The 15,417-nt window shown below is 63.1% G+C and carries 14 protein-coding genes; 3 read left to right on the top strand and 11 right to left on the bottom strand.

The window, feature by feature from the left end:
• Nucleotides 1-6 precede the first annotated feature (6 nt).
• From RE4_RS19785 to kdpF, 4 genes are read right to left on the bottom strand one after another with little or no spacing between them, the layout of a single operon-like run.
• On the bottom strand, nucleotides 7-657 hold the full coding sequence (locus RE4_RS19785; protein WP_019749013.1) for a potassium-transporting ATPase subunit C: 651 nt from the start codon (nucleotides 655-657) through the stop codon (nucleotides 7-9).
• 6 nt (nucleotides 658-663) lie between these two features.
• Nucleotides 664-2,769 (bottom strand): potassium-transporting ATPase subunit KdpB, encoded by a 2,106-nt coding sequence (gene kdpB, locus RE4_RS19780; RefSeq protein WP_060939185.1) that lies wholly within the window; start codon nucleotides 2,767-2,769, stop codon nucleotides 664-666.
• A complete protein-coding gene (kdpA, locus tag RE4_RS19775; RefSeq protein WP_060939184.1) occupies nucleotides 2,766-4,451 on the bottom strand; it encodes a potassium-transporting ATPase subunit KdpA in 1,686 nt (561 codons plus the stop codon). The genes kdpB and kdpA overlap by 4 nt, the downstream gene beginning before the upstream one ends.
• Nucleotides 4,451-4,549, bottom strand: coding sequence for a K(+)-transporting ATPase subunit F (gene kdpF, locus RE4_RS19770; protein ID WP_007731078.1), 99 nt, complete (start codon nucleotides 4,547-4,549; stop codon nucleotides 4,451-4,453). The genes kdpA and kdpF overlap by 1 nt, the downstream gene beginning before the upstream one ends.
• A 329-nt stretch (nucleotides 4,550-4,878) precedes the next feature.
• On the opposite strand from kdpF, the gene RE4_RS19765 reads away from it, so the two are divergent.
• Nucleotides 4,879-6,297: an amidase gene (locus tag RE4_RS19765; RefSeq protein ID WP_019749016.1), complete on the top strand. Its 1,419-nt coding sequence runs from the start codon at nucleotides 4,879-4,881 to the stop codon at nucleotides 6,295-6,297.
• A gap of 4 nt (nucleotides 6,298-6,301) precedes the next feature.
• Nucleotides 6,302-6,856 (top strand): TetR/AcrR family transcriptional regulator, encoded by a 555-nt coding sequence (locus RE4_RS19760; protein ID WP_060939183.1) that lies wholly within the window; start codon nucleotides 6,302-6,304, stop codon nucleotides 6,854-6,856.
• A gap of 49 nt (nucleotides 6,857-6,905) precedes the next feature.
• Here RE4_RS19760 and era read toward each other — a convergent pair whose 3' ends face one another.
• The 5 genes from era to RE4_RS19735 all read right to left on the bottom strand — a co-directional run bounded on the left by era (nucleotide 6,906) and on the right by RE4_RS19735 (nucleotide 11,661).
• Entirely contained in the window at nucleotides 6,906-7,823 is a 918-nt protein-coding gene (gene era / locus RE4_RS19755) for a GTPase Era (protein ID WP_019749018.1), read from the bottom strand.
• Nucleotides 7,824-7,847: 24 nt separating this feature from the next.
• Entirely contained in the window at nucleotides 7,848-9,152 is a 1,305-nt protein-coding gene (locus RE4_RS19750) for a hemolysin family protein (RefSeq protein ID WP_019749019.1), read from the bottom strand.
• A gap of 21 nt (nucleotides 9,153-9,173) precedes the next feature.
• Nucleotides 9,174-9,716 (bottom strand): rRNA maturation RNase YbeY, encoded by a 543-nt coding sequence (ybeY, locus tag RE4_RS19745; RefSeq protein ID WP_003944525.1) that lies wholly within the window; start codon nucleotides 9,714-9,716, stop codon nucleotides 9,174-9,176.
• Between the two features lie 48 nt (nucleotides 9,717-9,764).
• The gene (locus RE4_RS19740) at nucleotides 9,765-10,853 is read right to left on the bottom strand and encodes a PhoH family protein (RefSeq protein ID WP_060939182.1); all 1,089 of its coding nucleotides are present in this window, start codon (nucleotides 10,851-10,853) and stop codon (nucleotides 9,765-9,767) included.
• A 112-nt stretch (nucleotides 10,854-10,965) separates the two neighbouring features.
• On the bottom strand, nucleotides 10,966-11,661 hold the full coding sequence (locus RE4_RS19735; protein WP_081098402.1) for a TetR/AcrR family transcriptional regulator: 696 nt from the start codon (nucleotides 11,659-11,661) through the stop codon (nucleotides 10,966-10,968).
• A gap of 128 nt (nucleotides 11,662-11,789) precedes the next feature.
• On the opposite strand from RE4_RS19735, the gene RE4_RS19730 reads away from it, so the two are divergent.
• Nucleotides 11,790-13,394 carry an MFS transporter gene (locus tag RE4_RS19730; protein WP_060939181.1) on the top strand — a complete coding sequence of 535 codons (1,605 nt, stop codon included), beginning with the start codon at nucleotides 11,790-11,792 and terminating at the stop codon, nucleotides 13,392-13,394.
• Here RE4_RS19730 and RE4_RS19725 read toward each other — a convergent pair.
• A complete protein-coding gene (locus tag RE4_RS19725) occupies nucleotides 13,386-14,162 on the bottom strand; it encodes an alpha/beta hydrolase family protein (RefSeq protein WP_060939180.1) in 777 nt (258 codons plus the stop codon). The two genes, RE4_RS19730 and RE4_RS19725, sit on opposite strands and share 9 nt — an antisense overlap.
• 14 nt (nucleotides 14,163-14,176) lie before the next feature.
• Entirely contained in the window at nucleotides 14,177-15,415 is a 1,239-nt protein-coding gene (locus RE4_RS19720) for a L,D-transpeptidase (protein WP_060939179.1), read from the bottom strand.
• Nucleotides 15,416-15,417: the final 2 nt, after the last annotated feature.

Genomic DNA, 15,417 nt, shown 5'->3' with positions numbered 1-15,417 from the left:
TGACAATCATCCACCAGTCGTCGGCGCAGCACACGTAGGTGCCGTCAATCCGAGTGCCAGGTTCAATTCCAGGACGTTGACTCGCTCGGCTCCGAGAAATCCGAGTTGCCGACCGTCGGTGTGCTCAGCCACCAAGTCCCGCACCTGGTCTTCCGAGATGCCGTTGTTCGCCGCCACCCTCGCGACCTGCAGCTCGGCGTACGCCGGACTGATGTGGGGATCGATACCCGAGCCCGAACCGGTGACTGCGTCGACGGGAACCGATGCCGGGTCGACGCCCTCACGTGCCGCGATGGCTGCCCGGCGCTCGATGATGAATCCGGCCAGAATCTCGCTGCTCGGCCCCTGGTTGGACGGCAGTGCCGCAGCGGGATCACCGGTGGCAAAAGGATCCTCGTCCGAAACGGATCCGACAACGCGGTTGTGGAAGAACGGGTCCTGCTGCCCTTCGGCAACCTGCGGATCAACACCCACCCAGGCACTGCCGACCACGCAACCGGCGGCATCAGTGACCGGTGAGCCTTCGGCAGATCCGGAGCTGATCCGGCTGACCCCCCACACCGCGGCGGGATAGATCACACCGAGAACGACCGTGAGTGCAAGTAATACGAGCAAACCCGCCCATACCTGTTTGGCAAAACCGATAGTGAAACGCATGTCAGGTCACCCAATTCCAGGAATCAAACGCACGACGAGATCGATCAACCAGATACCGACGAACGGTGTGATCACACCGCCGAGACCGTAGACGAGCAGGTTACGTCCGAGCAACTGCGATGCTGTCGACGGTCGGTATCGAACACCCTTGAGCGCCAACGGAATCAACCCGATGATCACCAAGGCGTTGAAGATCACGGCCGAGACGATCGCCGATTCGGGGGTGGCGAGCCGCATGATGTTCAACGCGTCCAGCTGCGGGTAGATGCCGCTGAACAATGCCGGCAGGATTGCGAAGTATTTCGCCAAGTCGTTCGCCAACGAGAATGTGGTCAAGGCGCCGCGGGTGATCAGCAATTGCTTGCCGATTTCCACTACCTCGATCAACTTGGTGGGATCGGAATCGAGATCGACCATGTTCCCGGCCTCTTTGGCTGCCGAGGTTCCCGTGTTCATCGCGACCCCGACATCCGCCTGGGCAAGGGCGGGCGCATCATTGGTCCCGTCACCGGTCATCGCGACGAGACGTCCGCCTTCCTGCTCCTTCCGGATCAGGGCCAGTTTGTCTTCCGGGGTGGCCTCCGCCATGAAGTCGTCGACGCCCGCCTCATCGGCAATCGCCTTCGCAGTCAACGGATTGTCGCCGGTGATCATGATCGTGCGAATACCCATCGCCCGGAGTTCGGCGAACCTGTCAGCCATTCCCGGCTTGACGACGTCGGACAACGCGATCACGCCGAGGATCGAGGTGCTCTCACCGTGCTTGACGGCAACTACCAGTGGTGTTCCGCCGGCTTGGGCGATGTCGTTCACGGTATCGGTCACCGCGGTCTCTGCATGTCCACCGCCACTGACGACCCAGTGCATCACCGCATCTGCTGCACCCTTTCGGATTTGGCGTCCGGAGTGGTCGAGTCCGCTCATCCGCGTTTGTGCCGTGAAGGGAACGAACTCGGCGCGTTCCTCGTCGAGCGTCGGTTCGGCCGCGAGAGAGAACTCTGCTGCGCACAACTCGACGATGCTCCGTCCCTCGGGAGTTCCGTCGGCCAGGCTCGACAAGCGCGCTGCCGCAGCAAGATCGTCGGCGGATACGCCGGGTGCCGGGTGGAGCGCGGTCGCCCGGCGGTTGCCGAAGGTGATGGTTCCGGTCTTGTCCATCAACAGGGTGTCGATGTCGCCCGCAGCTTCCACGGCACGCCCCGACATCGCGAGAACGTTGCGCTGGACGAGGCGGTCCATGCCCGCGATACCGATCGCCGAGAGTAGCGCTCCGATGGTCGTCGGGATCAGGCAGACGAGGAGTGCGATCAGCTTGATCGGATCCTGCTCGTGCCCCGCGTACAAGCCCATCGGGCCGATGGCTACGACGGCGAGGAGGAAGATGACCGTCAACGACGCGAGCAGGATGTTGAGCGCAATCTCGTTGGGTGTCTTCTGACGCGAGGCGCCTTCGACGAGCGCGATCATCCGGTCCACGAACGAACTGCCCGGTGCTGCGGTGATTTCCACGACGATCCGGTCGGAGAGAACCGTCGTACCACCGGTGACGGCGCAGCGGTCGCCACCGGATTCACGGACTACCGGGGCGGATTCACCGGTGATCGCCGATTCGTCCACGGAGGCAATACCTTCGACCACGTCGCCGTCGCCGGGGATGACCTCGCCGGCAACCACGATCACCCGGTCGCCGACCACCAGTTCGGTGCCGGAAACCGATTCGATCGCGCCGCTCATCGTGATCCGATGTGCTGTGGTGTCCTGCTTGACCTTGCGCAGGCTGGCCGCCTGAGCCTTGCCTCGCCCTTCGGCCACGGATTCGGCGAGGTTCGCGAAGATCACCGTGAACCAGAGCCACAGGGTGATCACCCATGAGAACACCGAGGGATCGGCGATCGCCATGACGGTGGTGATGACGGAACCGACGAACACCACGAACATGACCGGGTTACGCGCCAAGTGGCGTGGATCGAGTTTGCGTACGGCCCCCGGCAACGCGGTGATCATCTGCCGCAGGTTGAATACGCCTGCGTGTACTTGACGGGACTGCCCTGGATCAACCTTGTCGGCAGCGTCTTGCGCTACCACGGGTTTCTCACTGATACGCACGGTCATTGAAGAGCCTCCGCTAGCGGGCCCAGCGCGAGGGCCGGGAAGAATGTAAGTGCAGCAACAAGAACGACGGTTCCGGTCAACAGGCCGGTGAACATCGGACCGGATGTGGGGAGGGTGCCGGCCGTCGGCGCCACCTTCTTCTGAGAGGCCAGCGCACCGGCCAGAGCGAGAACGAAGATGATGGGCAGGAATCGGCCCAGAAGCATGCAGATTCCGAGAGACGACTGGAACCAGTCGCTGGTGACGGTCAGACCGCCGAACGCGCTGCCGTTGTTGTTCGAGGCGGAAGCGAAAGCGTAGAGCACCTCGCTGAACCCGTGGATCGATCCCGGCGTGCCCGGATCTCCCCCGTTGCCTTGATAACCGGTGGTCGAACCGAGGATCACGGTGATGGCGGTACCGATCAGGACCAGTGCGGGCATGACCAGGATCGACAGCGCTGCAAGGGTTATCTCGCGTCGACCCAACTTCTTGCCGAGGTATTCGGGCGTGCGACCGACCAACAGTCCGCCGACGAACACTGCGATCAGCGCCAGCACAAGAATCCCGTAGAGGCCGGTTCCGACTCCGCCCGGCGCGATTTCGCCGAGCAACATGTTGAGCAGGACCGCGCCGCCGCCGAGGGGCGACATGCTGTCGTGGGCCGAGTTCACCGCACCCGTCGACGTTCCCGTGGTCGCCACCGCGAACAATGCCGATCCGGGGATTCCGAAGCGAACTTCCTTGCCCTCCATCATCGAACCAGCTGCTGTGGCGGCAACACCGCGTGCGCCGGATTCGGCAGCGAGCGTCACCGCGAGCAGTCCGCTCCACAGGATTCCCATCACTGCGAGCAGGGTGAGGCCTTGCCTACGATCACCGACGAGAGTTCCGAATGTTCGTGTGAGGCAGACCGGAATCAACAGGATCGCCAGAATCTCGACAATATTGCTCAGCGGGGTGGGGTTCTCGAACGGGTGCGCCGAGTTGGCAGCCAAGATCCCGCCGCCGTTCGTGCCGAGTTCCTTGATCGCTTCCTGGGACGCGACGGGAGCGAGTGCATTGGTCACCGCATTGCCGTCGAGGCCAGTGGAGGCGAAACCGCTGTGGAACGACTGGATCACTCCCTGGCTCAACAGGATCAGGGCGATCACGAAGGAGAACGGGAGGAGGATGCGCAGAGAACCACGCGTCAGATCGACCCAGAAGTTGCCGATTTCGCCGCCCCGGGCAACCCGAATGAAGCCACGAACCAATGCGATGGCCACCGCCATCCCGACTGCGGCAGAGACGAAGTTCTGCACCGCCAGGCCGACGGGCTGAACGAAGTTGCTCATCGTCGTTTCCGGCGTGTACGACTGCCAGTTCGTGTTCGCCACAAAGGAAATCGCGGTGTTGAAGGCAACGGCAGGGCTGACGCCGGACAGTCCGTCACTCAGCGGTAGTACACCCTGAATCCGTTGGACAAAGTACAAGAACAATGCGCTCGCCAACGAGAATCCGAGAACGCTTGCGGCGTAGCCGTACCACGTCTGCTCGGCCCGCGAGTCGATCCGGCCGACGCGGTAGATCACACTCTCGACCCGCAGATCCCGCGTCGACGAGTAAACGCGTGCCATGTAGTCGCCCACCGGAACGTAGGCAATTGCCAGAACGGCGAGGACAAAAGCGATCTGCAGGCCGGCTGCAAGAGCGGGCGACATCAGAACCTCTCAGGATCTACGAGTGCAACGAGCAGATAAATGACCAATGCCGCGGCGACGGCGATCAGAACCACGCTGACCACACCGGCAACCGTCATTTGGGAGCGCTCGCCTGTAGGGCGCGCAGCACCAGCGCGCACACGAGAAAACCACCGAGAATCAGAGCAACGTAGGCCAGATCGGCCATGAGCTTCCCTCTTCGAAATCTTTTGCCGTGCTGCTGTGCATCGCAGCCATGACGCTCGGTCGCCCTCGACCGGATGCGCTCTCTCAGCTTCGACCTCCAGAGAGGCCGATTCCGTGTCTCTGACGATCCACTTACGCACTGACCTGGCGTCTTGACGCGATCTTGACGCGGAACCCAAGTTCGCTAATACTGAAACAAGTTACTGTTCGTTCGAACGAACAGTTTTGCGAAGGGAACCTGATGACTTCTCGAACCGACCACGATCTCGCCCCCGGCCTTGTCGACCAGGTTGCGAGTCTGGCTTCGGGTGCTACCTCGTCCGTCGCGGCCACGGAGGCAACGCTGAGCCGGATCGAGGCCACTCAGCCTCACCTCAATGCGTTCAAGATCGTGCGGCGCGAGAAGGCACTCGAAGAAGCAGCCGAGGCCGACAGGCGTCTCGCACTCGGCGAGCGCCTACCTCTTCTCGGCGTGCCGATCGCAGTGAAGGACGACGTCGACATCACCGGCGAACCCACCGCCTTCGGTTGCCCTGGCGATTTCCCGGCCAAGACCGAGGACTCGGAGATGGTTCGACGCCTCCGCGACGCCGGCGCAGTGATCGTGGGCAAGACCAACAGCCCGGAACTGGGCCAGTGGCCGCTCACGAGCGGTTCAGCCTTCGGTTACACGCGCAATCCGTGGTCGCGTCACCACACTCCAGGCGGATCGTCGGGCGGCACCGCGGCGGCCGTCGCTGCCGGATTGGTCAGCGCCGGAATCGGTTCCGACGGAGCCGGTTCCATCCGAATCCCCGCGGCCTGGACCAACCTCGTCGGAATCAAACCGCAGCGCGGGCGCATCTCCACCTGGCCCGACGCCGAAGCCTTCTACGGCCTGACGGTCAACGGCCCGCTCGCTCGCACCGTCGCCGACGCGGCACTGCTGCTCGACGTCGCTGCCGGCAACCACGACGGCGATCTCCACAAGCCGACACCGGTCACCGTCAGCGACGCGGTGGGACGCGACCCCGGAAAGCTGAAAATCGCTCTTTCCCTTCGTAATCCGTTCACCGCCACTCCTGTGAAGCTGGACCCGGAAGTGCGCCTGGCCGTGCATTCGATCGCCGACACGCTGCGGGAACTCGGACACCACGTCGTCGTCGACGATCCCGCATACGGCCTGATCTTCGGCCTGAACTTTCTGCCCCGCTCACTCGTCGGGGTCCACGACTGGCTCGGACGCGTTCCCGACCCGACACTGGTCGATGCCCGAACACGCGGAAATGCACAGAACGGCAAGCTACTTCGTGGTGCGCCACTGCGCGCGGCCCGCGCGGCCGAACCGCGGATGCGAAAGCGGATCGGGGCGATCTTCGACACCTACGACGTCGTCCTGGCACCCACGACGGCAACTCCACCGATCATGGCGACCGCGATCGACGGCATCGGTGGTTGGGACACCGACAAGGTCATGACCGGCGCCTGCCCGTACGCGTGGCCGTGGAACGTCCTCGGCTGGCCCTCGGTCAACGTGCCGGCCGGATTCAGCAAGGCCGGCCTGCCCATCGGTGCGCAGTTGATGGGCAACGAGAACACCGAACCTCTGTTGGTCTCCCTCGCTTCACAATTGGAATCGGTCCTGCGTTGGGATCAGGTCCGCCCCGAGCCGTGGTGGTGACCCGATGAGTAACCGGGACGTTCGCGAGCGAATACTCGACGCCGTTCTGCACGTCGTCGGTACCGACGGCATCCCGGGTGTGAGCAACCGGCGCATCGCCGCGCAGGCCGGCGTCTCACTCGGATCGATCACGTATCACTTCGCGAGCCAGTCGGACATGCTCCGCGCTGCTCTGTCTCGTTTCGTGACAGACGAGACGACGCGCCTGCGCGCCTTGGCCGAGGAGTACCGCGACAAAGGTCTCAGCGTCGAGGATGCCGCGGCAATAGCTGAGAAGGTGACGCGAGATCTTTCGTTCTCGGCCGAGCGGATCGCGCCGTTCGAGATGTACATCGCCGCCGGCCGCGACCACGAACTCCATGAAGTGGCGGTCGAATGCTTTGCCGCCTACGACGATTTGACCGTCACGATTCTGACGGCACTCGGCGTACCGGATCCCGAATCGATTGCATCGACGCTCGTTGCCGTCATCACTGGATTCCAGCTCCGACGCCTGGCCACCGGCGTCGACGAGCAGGACATCGGCGCGGCGATCCTCAGGGTCCTCCGGCCCCTGTGAGTGGTTAGGCAGTCCCTGGACTCCCTAACCGCTCACGGGGCCGGAGGCCCTAGAAGCCCAGCCGGCCGAGCTGCTTCGGGTCGCGCTGCCAGTCCTTGGCGACCTTGACGTGCAACTCCAGGAAGATCCGCACACCGAGCAGCTTCTCGATCTGCAGGCGCGCACTGGTACCGACTTCCCGCAGACGCGCTCCGCCCTTACCGATGACGATGCCCTTCTGGCTGGGCCGCTCGACGTAGAGCAACGCGTGGACGTCCAGCATCTCGCCCTGCTTCTCGGTGCGTCCTTCGCGCGGGATGACCTCCTCGATCACCACGGCCAGGGAGTGCGGCAATTCCTCACCGAGACCCTCGAGCGCAGCCTCACGGATGAGTTCGGCCATGAGCACCTCTTCGGGCTCGTCCGTCAATTCACCGTCCGGGTAGAAGGCCGGGCCCTCGTCCATCAGACCGGCGAGGACGTCGACCAGGATCTCGACCTGTTCGCCCGACTTCGCGGACACCGGAACGACCTCGGATTCGGGACCGAGCAAGGTGGACAGCGCAAGCAACTGCTTTCCGACGGCGTCGCGGCTGACCTTGTCGATCTTGGTGACGATGCCGACCAGCTTGGTCTTGGGCGCCATCTGACGGATCTGCTGCACGATCCAGCGGTCTCCGGGCCCGATGGCCTCGTCGGCCGGGATGCACAGGCAGATGACGTCGACCTCGGAGTACGTGTCACGAACCAGGTCGTTGAGGCGCTGCCCGAGCAATGTGCGCGGCTTGTGCAGTCCAGGGGTGTCCACCAGGATCAGCTGCGCATGCTCGCGGTGAACGATGCCACGAATCGTATGGCGCGTCGTCTGCGGGCGCGAGGACGTGATCGCGATCTTGCTGCCGACCAACGCATTGGTCAGCGTGGACTTACCCGTATTGGGTCGACCCACGAAACACACGAAGCCTGACCGGAATTCGTTCTTGCTCATAACTGCTCCTCGCTGAACACTCGCTCAGTCATCGGTGTCTTCTGTCTCTTCGTCTTCGGACCGCGGGATGCGCTGCACGAACACCGTGCTGATGCGTACCCGGCCTCGGCCCGTGTTGGTTCCCTCACCGCGCAGGATCAAACCGTCGTATTCCACCTCGGAACCAGGAAGCGGAACTCGGCCGAGTACGTATCCGATCAGCCCGCCGACGGTCTCCACCTCGTCGAGTTCGAGTTCGAGATCGAACAATTCGCCGAGGTCTTCGATGGGAAGCCTCGCGGATACGCGGAACATTCCGTCGCCGAGATCCTCGATGGGCGGCGTCTCGTCCTCGTCGTACTCGTCGGCGATCTCACCGACGATCTCTTCGATGACGTCCTCGATCGTGACCAGCCCGGCGATTCCGCCGTACTCGTCGACGAGGATCGCCATGTGATTGCGGTCGCGCTGCATCTCGGCCAGCAAGCTGTCGAGTGGCTTCGAATCGGGAACGAAGACCGCCGGCCGCATGACGTCGCAGACGTTGACGTTCCGGCCGCCGTCGGGCAGGTGGTAGGTCTGCTTGACCAGATCCTTGAGGTAGACGACACCGAGCACGTCGTCGACGTTCTCCCCGATGACCGGCAAGCGCGAGTGACCACTGCGCACGGCCAACGACGTCGCCTGTCCGGCATTCTTGTCATTTTCGATCCACACCATGTCGGTGCGAGGCACCATCACCTCGCGTGCCGACGTGTCTCCGAGTTCGAAGACGGACTGGATCATTCGGCGTTCTTCGTCGGCGACGACGCCGCGTTCCTGCGCCATGTCCACGAGTTCACGCAACTCGATTTCCGAAGCGAACGGACCGTTGCGGAAGCCCTTACCTGGGGTCAAGGCGTTACCCACGAGGATCAGGACGCGACTGATCGGCCCGAGCAGAACACCGATCCACAGCAGTGGCAACGACGCGGCCATCGCGATGGAGTACGCATGTTGGCGCCCAAGCGTTCTCGGTCCGACGCCGATGACCACGTACGAGACGAGAACCATGATCACCGCGGTGACGGTCAGCGCCCAGCCCAACGAGAGGATGTCGATCAGACCGCCCACGAGTACGACGGTGGCCGTGATCTCGCACAAAATGCGAAGCAGGACCATCAGATTCACGTATCGCGGACGATCGGTCAGAATGCGCTGCACGCGCGCGGCGCCGGCTCGCTCTTCCTTTGCCATCTCGTCGATGCGCGCCGACGAAATGGTGTTGAGCGCCGAGTCGACGGCCGCGAAGACACCACCGACCGGGACAAGAGCAATCGCCAGAACAAAGAGCGCTATGGCGCTACTCACTACAGAACCCCCGGATGCCTGTTATCGGTCCACTCCGTCGACGAAACCGGTCTTGCCGAGCAGCTTCTGATCGCGTTCGGCCAGTGCTGCTTCGCGGTCGATGCGGCGAAGGTCTTCGTACCACTCTTCGAGGAGGCTGTTCTGCAAGCCGAACATCTCCTTCTCCTCTTCCGGCTCCGCGTGGTCGTAGCCGAGGAGGTGCAACACACCGTGGACGGTCAGGAGGGCAAGTTCGTGGGCCAGTGAATGCCCGGCCTTGTCAGCCTGATCCGCGGCAAAAGACGGACACAACACGATGTCGCCGAGCATCGACGGTCCAGGCTCCGGGGAATCAGGACGGCCACCCGGCTCGAGTTCGTCCATCGGGAACGACATGACGTCGGTCGGGCCCGGCAGGTCCATCCAGCGAACGTGCAGATCCGCCATCGTCGCGGAGTCGACGAGAACCATCGACAGCTCGGCCGCCGGATGGACATCCATCCGAGCGATCACGAAACGGGCAACGCTGATCAACTCCGGTTCGGAGATGTCCATGCCCGATTCGTTCGAGACCTCGATGCTCATGTGCGACGCTCTTTCCTGGGAAAAGTAGGGGTTGATGCGTCGATCAGCCTACCGTCGCGGTGAATGAGCATGTGCAGCGCGGCGCTGCGCCCGGTTTCCGACGGCCAACTCGCCGGACCGATCCGATTCGTGACGCTCGTAAGCGTCGACGATGTGGGAGACCAGCCGATGACGTACGACGTCACTGCTGTCGAGGGTGGCGAAATGAATATCGTCGATCCCGGTGAGGATTTCGGATGCCGCACGCAGACCCGAACGGGCCCCACCAGGTAGATCGACCTGGGTCACGTCTCCGGTGACCACGATCTTGGAACCGAACCCGAGACGGGTCAGGAACATCTTCATCTGCTCGGCCGTGGTGTTCTGCGCTTCGTCCAAGATGATGAAGGCATCGTTGAGCGTCCGGCCGCGCATGTAGGCGAGCGGAGCGACCTCGATGACTCCGGCCTGCATCAACTTCGGAATCGCCTCGGGATCCATCATGTCGTGCAATGCGTCGTGCAGCGGGCGCAGATACGGATCGATCTTCTCGTGCAATGTGCCGGGCAGAAAGCCCAGTCGCTCGCCTGCCTCGACTGCCGGCCTGGTCAGGATGATCCGAGAGACCTGCTTGGCCTGCAACGCCTGAACGGCCTTGGCCATGGCGAGGTAGGTCTTGCCGGTGCCGGCCGGGCCGACTCCGAACACGATGGTGTTCTCGTCGATGGCGTCGACGTAGCGTTTCTGGTTGAGGGTCTTGGGCCGAATCGTCTTGCCCCGACGCGAAAGAATGTCGAGGGAGAGCACCTCGGCCGGAGACTCGCCGACCTCGTTGGTGAGCATGCCGATGGTTCGTCGAACAGCATCCGGTGCGATGGGTTGCCCCCGACCGGCCAGCGACGCCAATTCACTGAACACACGTTCTGCCAGCGCAACGTCTGCAGCCGTCCCCGACAAGGAGACAGTTCCGCCACGTACGTGAATGTCGGCACGAAGCTCACGTTCGATCGCGGTGAGATTCTCGTCCGTCGCCCCCAGGATTTGGCGCACGGTCTCCGGCGCCAGATCCATACTCGAACGGACGGTGCGCTCTGCGGGCAGAGCGCGATCGGCGATGGTGGTTACACGGTTCCCGTCGAGTTCACTGTGTTCACTCACGTGGTGAATATGGCCTGCTTTCTGGTCCGATCAGCCCACTCGACTCGTGAGCCTCGATACTTCGAAGTCTAGCGCCAGAGTCGGACACGGCCCACTTGTTAATCGTCCCGGCCTAATCCGCGCGGCGACCGGACGGCAGCGATTCTCGGATCCATTCCGACGCTTCGGCGACGACCTCGGCGCTTCTGTCCGGACTGATACCCGCGATGACCAGGCACACGGCGGCAAAGGATTCACCAGAGTCGGTGATGAGCCCACTGTTGGCCTGATCGAACAAAGTGATCGTGATCGCCTCGGTCATCGCTACCAGAGTCTCGGCCGGCAGGTATGTCGAGAAGGTGCCGTCACGCTGACCTCGCTCGACGACGCTGATACTCACCGCGCGCGCGGGCTCCATCAAATCGAGAATCCGCTGCTCCCCCAACTCTTTGCGGGCAAAGCTGAGCAGCATCCGGAATCGATCGCCGACCGGCCATGACAACAATGCCAGAACGGCAGTCGCCAGATCCGGGCGCTCGGGCGGCTTACCGGCTTGGCTCAGCGCAGCAACGAGATCGGTCGACGCCTCGTCCACGATGCCGTTGATCAGCGCCTCACGGCTGTCGAAATGCGCGTACACGGTTCGTCTGACCACACCGGCAGCCTTTGCGACGTCGTCCATGCTCGCATCCGGATCAGCAGCGAACGCCGTGATCGCCGCCTCGATGACGCGATTGCGATTCGCCGCGGCCTGACTACGACGCTGCCTTCCGCCCGATTCGGCAGTTCCCGAAACGACTGTGCCCGAATGCGTCAACGCGCGTTCCACCTCTTTCGACTGCCCAACTGTGATCTAGGTCCATCATAGTTGCACATCGGTGTGCAAGTTATTAACTTACACATCAGTGTGCAAATAGATCGAGGAGTCTCTTCGATCATCAGGAACGGAGTCGCGTCATGACGACACTCATGAGCAAACCTGTCTCGGAGATGGACCAGCCGTACTCACGGCGGTGGGCCGCGCTCGGGGTGTTATGCCTGAGTTTGCTGATCGTCGTGATGGCGAATACCGCGCTGATCGTCGCGGCGCCGGACATGACCAGAGACCTCGGGCTCACCAGCACTCAACTGCAATGGGTCATCGACGGCTACACAGTCCCCTACGCCGCGCTGATGTTGCTGTTCGGCGTGATCGGTGACAAGTACAGTCGCCGCGGAGCGCTTCTGGCCGGACTCGCCGTGTTCGCCGGCGGCGCCGTCTTCGGCAGTATCGCGGACACCACCAACGCCGTCATCGCGGCACGAATGATCATGGGCGTCGGCGCCGCGATCATCATGCCCGCGACGCTTTCGCTTCTGGTCGCGACCTTTCCCAAGGCGGAGCGATCACGCGCCATCGCGGCGTGGGCGGCGACGTCGGGTCTGGCGATTGCCCTCGGCCCGCTGTTGGCCGGATGGATTCTCGACAGCCATTCCTGGAGCATCACTTTCCTGATCAACGTCCCGATCGCCGCAGTCGCTGCCGTCGCCGCCGTAATCCTGGTGCCTCCGAGCAAGGCCGAGCACCTGGGCCGGATCGACTGGATCGGCGGAGCACTCTCGGTGGTCACCATCGGCTCGCTCGTGTACTCGATCATCAACGGATTCCACTTCGGGTGGACCGGCGGACCCATCGGCGCCGCCGTGCTCGCTGCGATCGGCCTCGTCTCGTTCGTCGTCTGGGAACTGCGTCACCCGCAGCCACTGCTCGACGTCCGCAAACTCGGCCAGCGCATGGTCGGCGGCGCGACACTCGCCGTACTTCTGCTCTTCCTGGCCGCCTTCGGTGCCATCTACTTCATCTCACAGCAGTTCCAGTTCATCCTCGGCTACGGCGCACTCGAAACCGGTGTTCGTCTGCTGCCCTTGGCAATTGCCGTTTCGATCGGCGCCGTGGTCAGTGGCCGGATCACTCCGCTGATCGGCGTCCGGGCATCCATCGTCGGCGGCATGGTCGTCGCCGCGGTCGGTGTTCTGATTCTCACGCAGGTAGACGGCGATTCGGGCTACTGGATGTTCGCTGTCCCACTGATCCTGCTCGGCCTGGGCATCGGCTTGAGTGAACCGCCGGCCACCGACGCCATCATGGACAACTTCTCCGAGGACGATCTCGGCGCTGCTGGTGGCCTCAACGACACCGCCATCGAACTCGGCGGCTCTCTGGGAATCGCGATCCTGGGCTCGATCCTCGCTGCGAGCTACAAGGATTCGATCGCAGGATTCATCAGCGGTATGCAGGTTCCACAGTTGACGGGTGAGCTGGCGCAACAGGCCGCGTACGCGATGGAGGTGTCGGGAGAATCCGTCGGCGGCGCTTCGTTGGTCGCCGAAGAGATGGCAGGCAACCCCTTGGCTGCAGCTCAGGCAGCGCCGTTGCTCGACGCCGCCGGCAGTGCCTACGCCGACGCGATTTCGGCGGCCAGCTGGGCGGGCGGCCTTGCACTGTTCGTGGGGGCAGTTGTCGTGGCGTTCATCCTGCCGGGCAAGAAGGCCCCTGTGCAAGAAGGCCCCGTGTCAGTCTGACGTGCTCGGAGCCAGCGGGTCTTCGGCGAGAACCAACTCGCGGGAGACCCGCCAGGACTCGGTCGAGGGTGAGAGAAATGCGTCGTGCCCTTCGCCCTCGATCACACGCAGTGCCATGGGATCACCAGCCGCTTCGGCAGCCTTCGCATACCGGGAGCTCACCTTGGCCGGCACCTGCAGATCCTCCGCACCCGTGACGCACACAACGGGAACGCCGATCGGCAGTCGATGCTGTGGCGACGCATTGCGATACAGATCCGGGTCCGCTTCGAACGGAACGCCGAACAGATCCTCGATGAAGCTGATCCGTCGTCCACGCTCGCCTGCCGACGCCAGATCGAGTGCGGCAGCCTGCGCGATGACCCGTTCAGGCCGGGTGAACGTGTCCTTCTCTCCCGCCAGCCACACTGCAAGATGTCCGCCGGCCGAATGCCCGAGCAGGCGAATCTGATTCAGATCGAATTCGGCCGAGGACTTCGCGGCAACCAGTCCGGGGATTTCGTCGTACGCCGTTTTCACGTCGGCGGACATTTCCGGCCAACCACCGCCCGCCCCGAGGCGGCGGTATTCGATGTTCCACACTGCGACGCCGTGCCGCGCGAGTTCGACGGCAAATGCGGTGCCCAGATTCAATCCGTACTGCCCGCTCCAGAAGCCGCCGTGGATCTGCATGACGATCGGGATCGGGCCGTCAACCGCCTCGTCGGGAACGTAGAGATGCCCGAACTGTTGCTCGTGTCGGCCGTACGGAATCTTGAATCGAGGCACCGAGGAAATCTATCTCAGGCGAGGGCGCTGCCTGCGGCCCAGTCTGCCCACGAGAGGGTCCAGTCGCCGTTCTGCCACACCTCCAGCGGAGCCCCGCCGGTGTTCTTGATCTCGACGACATCTCCTGGCTGCGAGAAATCGAAGAACCATTTGGCATTGGCCGCACTGAGATTGAGGCAACCGTGCGAGGTGTCGGTGTTTCCCTGCGCCCAGACGGTGCTCTCCAACTCGTGAAGATAGATACCGTCCGTGCTGATGCGGGTGGCCCAGTTGATGGATTCCTTGTAGCCCAGGCGCGAGTTGATCGGCAGACCGTAGGTCGACGAATCCATGATGACGGGATTGGCCTTGTCCATCACGGTGTACGTGCCGGGCTGGGTCCAGAACGAGAGCGTCGTGCCGCCGATCGTTTCGGTGCCGCCCATTCCCATCGAGGTCGGCATCTCCTTGATCACCTGACCGTTTTCGTAGACGGTCACCATCTTGGTGTTGTCGTCGGCGACCGAGACGTGGGAGTCGCCGATCTTGAAGGACACGGTGTCGTCCTGTTGGCCGTACAGTCCGTTGCCGAGTTGCTTGCCGTAGATGTTCGCGTTCACCGAGACCGTCGTGCCTGGTGCGTAGTAATTCTGCGGACGCCAGTGAACGTTCTGACCGTCGACCCAGTACCACGATCCTTGTACGGGCGGATTGGTGGTGACCACCAGAGACTTCTCGGCCGTGGCTTTGTCACCGATCAACTCGTCGAAATGAACGGCGACGACCGTGCCGACGCCGTACGTGCCACCGTCCGAAATCGAGGCGCCACCGGTGGTGTTGATGTACGCGCGAGTCTGATTACTCGGCGCGACGGTGGTCAGCGTCGTGTTCTTGGTCGTGGCAACACCATTCGCGTCGACGGCATCGACGACAAGCTTGTAGGTCTTGCCGTATCCGAGTGGTTCGCTCGGCTTCCAGGACGTCTTGTCAGGCGTCGTGATACCGGCGACTTCCTTACCTTCGGGATTGGTCAGCGCGACGGTCGTCAGTGTTCCCTTCGCGACCTGGACCTCGATGGGATCGAGGGGGCTCACGGGGGTTCCGCCGTCGGCGGGAGTGACGGTGACGAGCGCCTCGCTGGTCGGTGTGGTGGTGACGGCACTACCGGAAGAGCCAGGATTGTCTCCGGTGGAGACGGTGCACCCCGCAACCAGCATCATCGCCGCCGCGGCACACACCGCTCCGGCAATTCGCATATGCGCACGTGACAACATCT

This window comes from Rhodococcus erythropolis NBRC 15567 (genome assembly GCF_001552595.1).
Taxonomy (GTDB): domain Bacteria; phylum Actinomycetota; class Actinomycetes; order Mycobacteriales; family Mycobacteriaceae; genus Rhodococcus_F; species Rhodococcus_F erythropolis.
This window is presented reverse-complemented; position numbering and strand designations above follow the sequence as displayed.